Below are 11837 nucleotides of genomic sequence, written 5' to 3'. Positions count from 1 at the left end.
CAGATATCGCAATCAGTGCGGTGAAAGCTCTGCGAATCCTTCAAGGTTACTACAACAATGGAGGACTGCCCCATGAGCACCAGAACTGCGTCCCGCTCGGGCGGGCGCTCAGCCCGTCGCGCTCTGCGCACTGCACCGAATTTTGAAATGCTGCCCGGTCTGACCCGCGGCATCCCTCTGTGCGAGGTGATGGACGGGGCGCAAGTTGAACTTATCGACAACGCCGCGATGGATATTCTTGAAAACGTGGGCGTTCAGTTCCGCGATCCCATCGCTTTGGAAGACTGGAAAAAGGCCGGTGCAAAGGTCGTGGGCGAGCTGGTCTATCTTGACCGATACATGGTGCGCGAACTGATTTCGACAATTCCGGCCCAGTTCACCTACCACGCCCGCAATCCGGCGAATAATGTCAAACTGGGTGGCAAACATTCGGTCTTTGTGCCGATGACCGGTGCGCCCTTCCTGCGTGATCTGGACGATGTTCGGCGCAATCCGCTGCTGGAAGATCTGGCGATGTTCCACAAGCTGTCGCACATGATGCCGGCGCTGCACAGTTCGGCCCACCACATCGTCGAGCCTTACGATCACCCGATCAGCCAGCGACATCTTCGCATTACCTATTCGTCGATGAAGTATTCAGACAAAATGTTCATGGGTATGACGACGTCGCCCAAGAACGCCGAAGATGTGATGGATATGTGCGATATCCTGTTCGGCGAAGATTTTATCGACGAACATCCCGTGACCACCGGCAACTGCAACGGTAACAGCCCGCTGGTCTGGGATGAAACCATGCTGGGCGCGATGCGTGCCTTCTGCCGCCGCAATCAACCGGTGCTGTGCTCGCCCTTTGTTCTGGGTGGTGCGAACACGCCTGCCAGCGTACCCGCCACGGTAGCCCAGTTGACGGCTGAGGCGCTGTCGGCGCTGGCGTACACACAGGTGATCCGCAAAGGGTGTCCGGCGATCTGGGGCCACTACTTGTCGACCGTTTCAATGAAATCGGGCGCCCCAATGGCGGGCACTCCCGAGATCAACCTTATGAACTTTATGATCGGTCAGATGGCACGGTATTACGATGTGCCATGGCGCACATCGAACACCTTGGGTGGTGCCAAGACATTCGACGCGCAAGCCGGGTACGAATCCGCAACAACGCTCAGCGCGGTGATGCATGCGGGTGCGAACTATATCTGGCACTCGGCGGGCTGGAACGAGGCTGGTATGCATTGTTCCGTTGCCAAGTTCGTGGTGGACGCCGAGCAATGCGCCATGGCCTACCGAATGGCCGAGGGGCCCAAATGGCATGATTTCGACCAGGCGCTGGCAGCGGTTCCAGACGTGGGTCCAGGTGGTCACTATCTGGGTCACCCACACACACAAGATAACTTCCAGCAGGCGTTCTTTATGCCCGAGCTATTCGACAACAACTCGATCGAACAGTGGCAAGCCGAAGGGAGCGTGGAAATCACCGAGCGCGCACTGAAACACGCCAAAAAGCTGTTAGGCGAATACCAAGAGCCAAAGCTGGATGAGGCTAAGAACGAACAGCTTCTGGACTATATCGCCCGTCGCGAGCGTGAAATTCCTGCAGCCGATGAGTTGAACCAGAGCTACTGATAATCTCCCCCGGAACTTACCCGCCCGAATGATCGGGCGGGTTTTTTTGTGGGTTCACGATCCGATACCCCGAAAGATAAAACGGGATTTTTATTAGCCGACTTGGTTCAGTCTGGGAAAGTTGATCAGGTATGTATAGGTTGGAAACCGACCCGATCATTCGTCCCGCGCGCGCCATTCCTTCCATCGCAAAACGGCGTTGGCTCCGATTTCCCGAAAGGGCTGTGGGGGCAGGCGTTTCGGTTTGTCTTCGGTGGCAAAGTGTTGCGTGATGTCTGAGGTGTGACCGCAGGCGCGTTCGGCCGCCGCGATCCCGGTCAGCGTTCCTCTGGCCGTGCCTAGCCCGTTTTGGACGCAACCCGAATAGACTCCCGCTTCGACTTCACCCGCAACCGCAACGCCGTTGAGGCTGAGACACAGATGACCGGCCCAGCGATACTCCATGCCCAGACCCGCCAGCTGGGGAAACCGCTGATCGAACTTGCGCTGCATGACGCGTGAGGCCCGTGCCAGATCGCGTGCGGTTGCTTCCATGCCGGGACGCAGGGCGGCACAGGTGCGAGTTATGACCCTATTGCCACCTTGCCCGGAATCTATCCGCCGCATGGTAGTTCCCATGGGATCTGACGGCGTGACACCCCAGCGGGACTGGCCGCCCAGAACGCGCATTTGATCAACGGTCAACTCTGGTGACATCGAGGCGAACAAGAACAGCTGCATCAGCCGATCACGTTCGATACCAAAGCTTTCCAAATGTCCGTTGACCGTCAGGATAACCTTTCCGGTGCTGACCGTGCCGCGATCGGTGGTGACTTTCCAAGAACTTCCCTGTTTCGAAAACCCGGTGACAGCCGAGTTTTCGAAAAGGTCTACCCCTTCTCCCATCAACCCTGCAGCAAGGCCGCGAATATAGCCCGCGGGTTGCAACATCACCGTTCCCGGCGTGTAAAGCCCCGAGATATAGTGGCGCGATCCTGTCAGTTCCTGCATGTGTTGCGGGTCCAGCTTTTCGCTGGTCTCACCCAATGAGGCTAGATGTTCGGCATAGCTTTCGTTATGCGCGTTTCCGGCTTCGCTGGCGGCCCCGTTCACTTTGCCCGACTGATCAAAGTAATTCGGATCGATCTGGTATTGCTCAACGGCCTGTCGCGCAAAGGCAATCGCCTGCCGGTTCAGCGCAATCATTTTCTTGTCGTCGCCCGCGCCCGAGTAATCGTCGGACGCCAGATCATGTGGCAGGTCGATCATGAACCCCGAGTTTCGCCCGGCGGCCCCCTCGGCAACGCGCCCGGCGTCCAGCACAACCACCTTTGCTGTGGGTTGCAACTGAAGCAGTCGACGTGCCGCCGTAAGCCCGGCAAAACCCGCACCGATAACGGTGAAGTCTGCCGTCATGTCGCCTGTCAGTTCCCGGAATGGGGCCTGCGCGCCAAGGATGTCATTCCACGCCGCAGGCCCACGATGTACCGGAAGGGTTTTGGCAGAGTAGGCGCTCAATCGACCGCCTCATCCGCATCGTCTGCCAGATCAATCCAGATGGTCTTCAACTGGGTGTACTGGTCATGGGCATGTACCGAGTTATCACGACCCCCGAACCCCGACTGTTTGTAACCGCCAAAGGGTGTTGAGATATCGCCTTCGCCAAAGCTGTTCACGGTCACGGTTCCCGCCCTTATGGCGCGGGCGCCACGGATAGCCCGTTTGGTATTCGCGGTGAAGATCGATGCGCACAGGCCATAGTCCGTGTCATTGGCGATATTGATCGCCTCGTCAAAACCCGAAACCTCAATCACCGACAGAACTGGGCCAAAGATCTCTTCGCGGGCCAAAACCGTATCATTTCCCGGTACTTCCACGACGGTTGCTTCGACAAAACCCTTGTCGGCCTTACCCCCGATAACCACGTTTTCAGCCTGATCGAGGTAACCGCAGACCTTTTTGTAGTGGCCTTCGCTGACCAGCGCGCCCATCCGGGTTTCCGGGTCCAGAGGGTCACCGATGTTCCACTGTTTTGCATGATGCGCGATACGCTCCAGCAGTTCGGCCTTAACGTCCTTATGCACGATCAGGCGCGAGCTTGCTGAACAGTTTTCGCCCATGTTCCAGAATGCACCGTTGACGATATGGGATGCCACACGGTCCAGGTTTTCTGCATCATCCATGACGATCGCAGGATTTTTGCCACCCATCTCAAGCACGACTTCCTTGGCGTTGCTTTCGGCTGAATAGGTCAAAAAGCGCTTGCCGGTCACGGTCGAGCCGGTGAACGAGACCATGTCGATATCCATGTGACGGCCAATAGGTTCACCCACATCTGCACCACCGCCGGGAACGATGTTCAGTACGCCGCGGGGGATCCCGGCCTCCATCGCCAGTTCCGCAAGGCGCAGGGCGGTTAAGGTCGTCTCAGCTGCGGGTTTGACCACAACTGAACAGCCTGCGGCAAGGGCGGGTCCGATCTTCCACGCCAGCATCAGCAGGGGGAAGTTCCAAGGCAATACCAGGCCAACAACGCCGATCGGCTCACGCACAACCATGGCGATGTGATCATCACTTGCGGGGCTAACCTGATCGTAGATTTTATCGATCGCCTCGGCATGCCATTTCAGGCAGTGAATGGTTTCGGGCACGTCGACGGTTTCGCAATCGAATATGGTCTTGCCGCTGTCGATGCTTTCCATCACCGCCAGTTCGCGCGCGTTGCGCGTCATCAGCTTGCACAGCTTGATCAACACGTCTTTACGTTCGGACGGGTGCAGTTTGCTCCAGCGGCCATCGTCAAAGGCTTCGCGCGCTTTTTCGACGGCAAAGTCCACATCCTCGGCGCCGCAGGCCGCGATATCCGTCAGTTTTTCACCGGTGGCCGGGTTAACGCTGGTGAAGGTCTTGCCCGAGGCCGCCGGGCGAAACGCCCCGTCGATAAATGCGGCGTTCGGCAGGTCCAGACCTGCTGCGATGGATTTGTATTCGTCCTGTGTCAGCAATCCCATGCCTTAACCCTCCGCCACAATGTCAGCGATTTTTTGTTTCAACACGCGGGTCACTTGTTCCAGCGCGCGTTTGTCGTCTTTGTTCAGACCTTTGAGCGGCGCGCGCATGACGCCCGCTGCGATGCCGTTCATCGTAACGCCATGCTTGATCGTTTGAATGAACTTGCCACCTTGTTCCAGCACGTTCATCAGGGGCAGCATTGCCGACATGATGCGGCGACCCTTGTCGAAATTGCCTTCGACAACGCAGGCGTTATAAAGCGCCACATGTTCCGCAGGCAGGAAGTTCGATCCGCCGCATACCCAGAATGGCGCACCCCAGGCAAAGAATTCCAGCGCCTGATCGTCCATACCGCACCCAAGCTGAATATGCGGATAATCGCGGGCCAGCAGATGCACCCGGTTAATGTCGCCCGAGCTTTCCTTGATCCCGCAGAAGTTTCGGCTGCGACCGACGCGATCAAGGAATTCCTCACCCATCATGGTGCCGGTGCGGTGGGGGTAGTTATACAGCATAACCGGCAAATCCGCGGCCTTGTCGATGGCCAGCGCATTCAGCGCGTTTTCCCGGTCGGTCGGTACCGCGTAGGGCGGGCTTGCCAACAGGATCGAGTCCGCCCCGATCTCGCGCGCGCCAGATGCCAAGGCAATTGAATCCTGCGTCAACATCGCACCGGTACCTACAACCAAAGGCAGGCGACCATTGAGCTGCTTATTGGTAAAGCGCGCCAGTTCCAGACGCTCATCGACGGTCTGCGCATAGTTTTCTCCGGTCGAACCACCCGAGATCAGCCCGTGCACCCCATTCTCGATCAGATACTCGATCACGTCGGACAGCGCGTCCCAATTCACGCTGCCATCGTCGTGATGCGGCGTAACCACCGGGGTATAAATCCCCTCAAATTTGAAAATAGGGTTCATTCCGTCCTCATGCAGGTTTCGAAAGCGGTGGAAGACCCATCGGGACATCCAGCGCATCTGGCATCACGAACAATTCGATCTGATCGCGTGACAGGTTCCAGTGGTCTTCGGCCAGCTGCGCAGCTGTCGCCTCATCGTTCGCCTCGATGGCGGCGATGATGGCGTCGTGTTGGCGACTGGCCTCAGACAGATTTTCGCTCATTTGTGCCGTTTGCGGCCGGTAAAAGGTCATGCCGATCCGGGCATGGTCGATCAAAAGCCGGTTGAACGACGGCAACAGGTAGACATTGCCAGACATCTCTCCGGTCACGTCGTGAAAACGGTTATTAGCCAATGCCCGGTCTTCTGCCGAACCCGACCGCAACGCCGCCTTGAAGGCCAGCTGGGCATCTTTCAGGGCATCGATTTGCGCTGGTTTTGCGTTGACAGCCGCCAGCCGCAAAACAGCGCCATACACCATCGGAGCTGCAAGGAAGAAATCCCGCAGCGTCGTATAAGACATTTCCGCAACACGGGCGCTGCGATTTGTGCGTAACTCCAGATAGCCTTCACCCGCCAGCTGCCGGAACACTTCGCGCGAGGGGGTTCTGGACAGTCCGAACGCATCGGACAATTCCACCTCGTCCAGATCCGCGCCGGGTTGCAGGCGCAAGGTCAGGATCGACACCTTGAGGTGTTCGGTCAACTCGGCCTTACGGGATTTGGCGTCATCTTTCATCCGGATTGTCCTGTGATGGCGGCCCGAATCGTGGCGGGCAGATCTTACCCTTGCTGTATTCTATGAAAATACAGTTTGTATACAAAAAAATCGTATCGTATTTGACAGCCGCAAAGACTCGGGCGAAAACACGCTAAAAAGAACGGAACATTCCATGCGCCAAACGCGCCACGTGACCTTCATATTGATCGAGGAGTTCTCGCACCTTGCATTCTCTTGCGCGGTCGAGCCGCTCAGGATTGCAAATCTGGTCAGTGGCGAAAAACTCTATCAGTGGGCGCTGATCTCTGAGGATGGAGAGCGCGCAGTCTGCTCGAACGAAATGGTGACCCTCGTGGATGGCGGTCTGGATGATCTGCCTAAGACGGACCAGTTGTTCGTTTTGTCGGGCATCCACATGCGCAATCACGTCACGCGATCCTTGTTGGCCACGTTGCGGCGTGAGCGGGCGCGAGGCACGCCTATTGGCGCACTGTGCTCAGGTGCCTGGCTTTTGGCCGAAGCGGGTTTTCTGGATGGGATGCAGGCCGCGATTCACTGGGAATACCATGATGCGTTCATGGAAAAATTTCCTGAGGTAAACCTTGTGCGAAGCGTTTTCGTTGCAGATGAAAAACACATCACGGCGTCTGGCGGGACTGCCACGGCCGATCTGATGTTGCACCTGATCGAACGGGATCATGGCGAGGAACTGGCAATCGCGGTTGCAGACCAGATGGTGTACAACGCTGTGCGCAACGCCACAGCCAAACAGCGTGTGTCGCTGCAATCGCGCAACGGAATGCGCAACGCCCATCTGGCTAAAGCCATCCATGTCATGCGCGATTGTATAGAGTCCCCCGTCTCGCCGTCGCAGATTGCCGAAGATCTGGGGATATCCACGCGCCAGCTGGAAAGGTTGTTTGGCAAGTACCTCAATACGTCGCCAAAGAAATACTTTATGGAATTGCGGCTGGAACGCGCGCAAAAGCTTCTGCTTCAGACCGAAGCGTCCGTGACCGAAGTTGCAATGGCGTGCGGATTTGAAAGCCCCGGGCATTTCTCGCGCGTGTACCGGTCAAGTTTCGGGGTCACGCCACACGCGCAGAAAAGCAAGATCGACTGATCGTATTTGGAGTAGGGGGAGCAGCTCTGCCCTCGGGTGCGTCGGCCAGACAGGCGCTCACCCCCAAGTCCCGCTCGTACCCCCTCGTTAAAATCTCACTGGTCAACTGATCTGCGGGATTAAGTGTTTCTCGCATCTAAAATGGGCGCAACTGTTGCCAGATCGTGTCAGCATTAGGGTTTTTTGAGAAACAAAATGGCTGTTTGCCCCATTTTGTTCTGGGCGCAATCGGTCACATTTTTGCCGTTTGGCTGATGTTAATGTTAGACAAGTTTGCGTTGAACGAAGGTTTGTGGCATTTTTGTAAAGCCAAGAAATGGCCTGACATCTTGTTAAATGGCAGAAAATCACATTCGAATGATCTTAAACATTCCCATGTCCTCATCAGGAATTAAAGCTGGAGGACCGAAATGAATTTAGAGACTCACGAAGCCGAAGTGTTTTCTGGCTCGCGCGGGCTGCCTGTTGAACAGCGCGAAGCGCAGATCTACGAGGTGTCGCAGGCTGCCGAAGCAGCGTTTCAAAAAATCTATCAAGCTGCTTCTTCTGGTGTTGGCTTTACCGGCGATTTTCAGAAACGCGTTTTTTCCATCTTCCGTTGGTATTTTCTTTCGGCGTTCTGCACGCGGATGTTGTCAGAGTCCGCACATCGTCTGGAGCACCAGACATTACAGGTTTCGATGGATATATGCAGCGCCGTGAAAATGATCCTGTCCGAGCGCGAGGTTGAGGAATCCATGGCGCTTGTTCGGATCGAAAAGACATCTCCAACCCTTGTGCGGGCCAATGATATCGGCGCGCGCGGTCACACGGTGGGTTGGGTCGCTGCCGGTTTGCACGAAAAAGGCCGGGACTATCCGGGCGAGATTGAAAATTCTCTGGCAGGCGCATTGGCAGCCTCCAGCCGCCTCAACTAAAAGCGCCGCTTGAGGCGCTTCGATTATCACAGCATGGTTTACAGTGGCTCAGGTCCTTGCGTAGGCTTCGGGTGAATATATCCGACTGATTTTAGCAAAGGGTTTGATGCAATGCCTGAGACGCTGGACCTACATCAATTTGAAAATCTAAGTCCTTTTGAAATCAAGGACGAGCTTATCAAGCTGGCCCAGAAAGAGGCGCGAAAATCGACGCTTCCTTATCTGAACGCAGGGCGCGGCAACCCGAATTGGATCGCGACAAAAGCCCGCGAAGCCTTTTTCCTGTTGGGTCAGTTCGCCATGACCGAAGCGCAACGCCACCGGAATGAGCCGCAGGTCGGTCTGGCGGGGATGCCGCAAGGTCCCGGCAGCTATGACCGCCTCAAGGCTTACTGCGCCGCCAGATCGGGGCAGGACGGAACCCCCGGTGCGGATACATTGTCAGACCTTGTGGATTTCGCGATCCAGAAATTTGACTTCACCCCCGATGATTTCGTTCTGGAGCTGACCGATGGAATAGTCGGGGATCACTATCCCATGCCGGATCGTTGCCTTGAACACAACGAGGCGATCGTCCACGAATACCTGATGTGGGCGATGTGCTCGGGCCATCGTCCAGACGCCAAGTTCGACCTTTATGCGGTCGAAGGCGGAACCGCTGCAATGTGCTATATTTTCAAAGCACTCAAGAACCAGAGGCTGCTCAACGCGGGTGACACCATCGCGCTGGGCACGCCGATTTTCACACCTTATCTGGAAATGCCTGTCCTCGAAGATTATGGGCTGAACGTGGTCGATGTGTCGTCAAAGGAAGAGGACCATTTTCAGTTGACCGATGACGATCTTGAGCAGCTGGCTGACCCCAAGGTCAAAGCGCTGTTTCTGGTCAACCCCGGCAACCCGTCCTCTGTTGCGATCAGCCCCGAAGTTCTGGCGCGACTGGTTGATTTCGTAAACACGCGGCGTCCTGATCTGATCATCCTGACGGACGATGTGTATGGCACCTTTGTGCCGGACTTCCAATCTGTGATGGGGCATCTGCCCGGGAATACGATCGGCGTTTATTCCTACTCAAAGTATTTTGGCTGCACGGGGTGGCGTTTGGGTGTGGTTGCAGTGGCCCAGGATAATATCTTTGACCGAATGATCGCTGATGCAGACGATGAAACCAAAGCTTTGGTGAATGCGCGCTATGCGCCGCTGACGCCTGATCCATCGAACTTCAAATTCATTGACCGGATCGTTGCCGACAGCCGGGATGTCGCTTTGAATCACACTGCTGGTCTGTCCTTGCCGCAGCAGGTCATGATGACGCTGTTTTCGCTTGTCGAAATGATGGACGAGGACAAAGCTTATCAATCCTTCTGCTGGGGAATCCTCAAACACCGTTTCGAGGAACTGGTTGATGGTATGGGTATCGACGTGCCGGACAACCCCTTATTCGACCACTATTATGGGATCATCGATTTCGAGTTTTGGCTGCGAAAATACGTGGGTGATGAGGTCGTCGAATGGATCAAAGAGAATGTTCACCCTTTGGATATCTCGTTCAAATTGGCGCAGGACCACGGGATTGTGCTGCTGAACGGGTCCGGCTTTGACGCTCCAAACTGGTCGGCCCGGGTGTCATTCGCCAATTTGGATGACAGCGCCTATCGCCAGATTGGGCGTGCGGTCCGTGCGGTCGCGGTCGGATATGTGCAGGCATACCGCGCCTCGAAAGGGTTGCCTTTGCACGGTCAGGAGTAAAAGGGTGGGTGCCTAAGGAGACGACTTGAGGCACCCTATCCTTCAACTCACGGGACAAATGCCACGACAAGTGGCCCCCATAGTGTCAGGAAGATATTTGCCACGGCGTAGGTCATGGTAAAGGCTGGCGTCGGGGTCGAATTCCCTGTCTTTTCCAGCAAGGTTGCAAACCCGGGGTTACCCGAGCGGGATCCGGTCACAACCGCGCAAGCTTCGACTGGGTTCTTGATGCGAAGCGCAAAGTAGTTGATCGGGAACTGCACGATCATCGGCATCATCGTGACCAGAACGCCCAACAACAACAGCGTAATTCCGTATTGCTGGATTGCCTCCAGCGCGGGTTTGCCAGCGTTCAGCCCTACGACGCCGACAAAAACCGCCAGCCCAAAGCTTTGCAGAAAGTTGGCCGCACCCCGGTTCACGCCACCAATACTGGGCTTGCGAATGCGCAGGTAACCGATGAGCAATCCGGTAATCAGACAACCAAGACCCGATCCAAGTGCAACCTTGGTTCCGGCAATAACAAAGCTGATTTCGCCAATCAGGTAACCCGCGGCGACCCCGATCCCAAGTGCTATAAAATTCGTGACCGAAGCGGAGGGCGGCACATAACCGGCCATCTTTGCAGCCCGCTGCAACGCATCCTTGTGGCCAACGATGCTGACTTCGTCCCCTGCATGGATCTCGGTGTTATGCAAAACCGGGACATCATGACCCATCCGCGTGATCTTTGAGATATGGACGCCGCGCCGTTGATCAATCGTGATGGCCTGGTGCAATTCGCGCAGGGTCTTGCCGGCAAGTTTGGGGTTGGTGATCACCACGTTTTGCCTTTGTTCGACGATGGTCAGCTCCGGCGGGTACTCACCAACTTCGTCACCGGCCGAGCCTTGGAAGGCCGTCAAAGCGGACACCAGCCCTGACACCACAACCAGGTCCCCGGATTGGATCGTCAAATCCGGGGTGGCGTCCAAAGGCGCACCATCGCGCAATAGCTTTTCAACCAGCAGGTCGCCGTCATAGGTAGCCTCAATCGCATTGACGGCCTGACCAATCAGGGTCGAGCCTTCATTCACTTGATATGCGCGCGCGTCGAACCTGTTCATCGGAAGAAACTCGCCTTCTTCCAGCTTATGACCGCCGCCGCTGAGTTTTTGTGCCAGCTTTATTGCTTCTTGCCGCAGATCGCAGCGCAGGATGATCGGGATGATACTGACAGCCAGGATCGGACCGATTGAACCAAATATATACGTGACCGAGTATCCTACGGCGATGTTCGTCTTAAGTTTTGCAGCCTCGTCCGCGGCCAAGCCCAAAAGGTCAATGGCGTTGCCCGCAGTGCCTATGATCGCCGATTGCGTTAACCCTCCGGCGGCAAGACCGGCGGCCAATCCCTTGTCCAAACCGGCCCAACGGGCAATCACGATCACAAAGAACAGCCCCCAAAGCGTCATCATGAACGCTGCCAGTAACTTGGTCAGAGCCGATCGGTTCAGCGCCGCAAAAAACTGAGGTCCGCCGTTGTAGCCCACCATGAAAATAAACAGGGAAAAGAAAACGTTCTGAACATCTGTGCTGAGTGTTATCCCGCCAATTTGGCCGACAAAGACAGCGACCAGTAGAGTACCCGCGATGCCGCCGAGTTCAAATTTCCCGACCCGAAATTTCCCGACGCCATAACCCAATCCCAAACACAGAAAGAGCGCCATGATAGGGTAAGTTCGAAGTTGTTCTGCAAGTGCGTCCATTTTCAGAATTCCCAAGCGTCGCAATTGTCTTGAAGGTGCGAAATCTTCGTTTGTAACTTATTGGAGGAG

The 11837-nt window shown here is 56.0% G+C and carries 9 protein-coding genes; 4 read left to right on the top strand and 5 right to left on the bottom strand.

Annotation, left to right across the window (positions count from 1 at the left end):
- Positions 1–72: 72 nt before the first annotated feature.
- On the top strand, positions 73–1620 hold the full coding sequence (locus ACR0BD_RS17815) for a trimethylamine methyltransferase family protein (RefSeq protein WP_480832439.1): 1548 nt from the start codon (positions 73–75) through the stop codon (positions 1618–1620).
- 156 nt (positions 1621–1776) lie between these two features.
- On the opposite strand, the gene ACR0BD_RS17810 is transcribed toward ACR0BD_RS17815, so the two are convergent.
- From ACR0BD_RS17810 to ACR0BD_RS17795, 4 genes are read right to left on the bottom strand one after another with little or no spacing between them, the layout of a single operon-like run.
- On the bottom strand, positions 1777–3117 hold the full coding sequence (locus ACR0BD_RS17810) for an NAD(P)/FAD-dependent oxidoreductase (RefSeq protein WP_480832437.1): 1341 nt from the start codon (positions 3115–3117) through the stop codon (positions 1777–1779).
- Positions 3114–4610, bottom strand: a complete 1497-nt coding sequence (locus tag ACR0BD_RS17805) for an aldehyde dehydrogenase (RefSeq protein ID WP_480832435.1) — start codon at positions 4608–4610, stop codon at positions 3114–3116. Before ACR0BD_RS17805 ends, ACR0BD_RS17810 begins: the two co-directional genes overlap by 4 nt.
- Positions 4611–4613: 3 nt before the next feature.
- A complete protein-coding gene (locus tag ACR0BD_RS17800) occupies positions 4614–5531 on the bottom strand; it encodes a dihydrodipicolinate synthase family protein (protein WP_480832433.1) in 918 nt (305 codons plus the stop codon).
- Positions 5532–5538: 7 nt separating this feature from the next.
- Complete coding sequence (locus tag ACR0BD_RS17795) at positions 5539–6249, bottom strand: GntR family transcriptional regulator (protein WP_480832431.1); 711 nt, start codon at positions 6247–6249, stop codon at positions 5539–5541.
- 154 nt (positions 6250–6403) lie between these two features.
- Here ACR0BD_RS17795 and ACR0BD_RS17790 point away from each other — a divergent pair, with 154 nt between their 5' ends.
- The 3 genes from ACR0BD_RS17790 (at position 6404) to ACR0BD_RS17780 (ending at position 10020) form a co-directional block, all read left to right on the top strand.
- Positions 6404–7354: a GlxA family transcriptional regulator gene (locus tag ACR0BD_RS17790; RefSeq protein ID WP_480700239.1), complete on the top strand. Its 951-nt coding sequence runs from the start codon at positions 6404–6406 to the stop codon at positions 7352–7354.
- Positions 7355–7764: 410 nt separating this feature from the next.
- On the top strand, positions 7765–8271 hold the full coding sequence (locus ACR0BD_RS17785) for a hypothetical protein (RefSeq protein WP_480832429.1): 507 nt from the start codon (positions 7765–7767) through the stop codon (positions 8269–8271).
- A gap of 111 nt (positions 8272–8382) precedes the next feature.
- Positions 8383–10020, top strand: a complete 1638-nt coding sequence (locus ACR0BD_RS17780) for a bifunctional aspartate transaminase/aspartate 4-decarboxylase (RefSeq protein ID WP_480832428.1) — start codon at positions 8383–8385, stop codon at positions 10018–10020.
- Positions 10021–10067: 47 nt separating this feature from the next.
- On the opposite strand, the gene aspT is transcribed toward ACR0BD_RS17780, so the two are convergent.
- The gene (gene aspT / locus ACR0BD_RS17775; RefSeq protein WP_480832426.1) at positions 10068–11768 is read right to left on the bottom strand and encodes an aspartate-alanine antiporter; all 1701 of its coding nucleotides are present in this window, start codon (positions 11766–11768) and stop codon (positions 10068–10070) included.
- Positions 11769–11837 lie beyond the last annotated feature (69 nt).

It is taken from the genome of Ruegeria sp. G5 (assembly GCF_056533365.1).
The sequence above is the reverse complement of the archived record's forward strand: the minus strand, read 5'-3'. Positions and strand labels throughout refer to the sequence as shown.

Excerpts from the sequence above, each read along its gene's own strand:
- ACR0BD_RS17815 (WP_480832439.1), top strand. The coding sequence starts at position 73 with ATGAGCACCAGAACTGCGTCCCGCTCGGGCGGGCGCTCAGCCCGTCGC.
- ACR0BD_RS17805 (WP_480832435.1), bottom strand. The coding sequence starts at position 4,610 with ATGGGATTGCTGACACAGGACGAATACAAATCCATCGCAGCAGGTCTG.
- ACR0BD_RS17800 (WP_480832433.1), bottom strand. The coding sequence starts at position 5,531 with ATGAACCCTATTTTCAAATTTGAGGGGATTTATACCCCGGTGGTTACG.
- ACR0BD_RS17795 (WP_480832431.1), bottom strand. The coding sequence starts at position 6,249 with ATGAAAGATGACGCCAAATCCCGTAAGGCCGAGTTGACCGAACACCTC.
- ACR0BD_RS17790 (WP_480700239.1), top strand. The coding sequence starts at position 6,404 with ATGCGCCAAACGCGCCACGTGACCTTCATATTGATCGAGGAGTTCTCG.
- ACR0BD_RS17785 (WP_480832429.1), top strand. The coding sequence starts at position 7,765 with ATGAATTTAGAGACTCACGAAGCCGAAGTGTTTTCTGGCTCGCGCGGG.
- ACR0BD_RS17780 (WP_480832428.1), top strand. The coding sequence starts at position 8,383 with ATGCCTGAGACGCTGGACCTACATCAATTTGAAAATCTAAGTCCTTTT.
- aspT (WP_480832426.1), bottom strand. The coding sequence starts at position 11,768 with ATGGACGCACTTGCAGAACAACTTCGAACTTACCCTATCATGGCGCTC.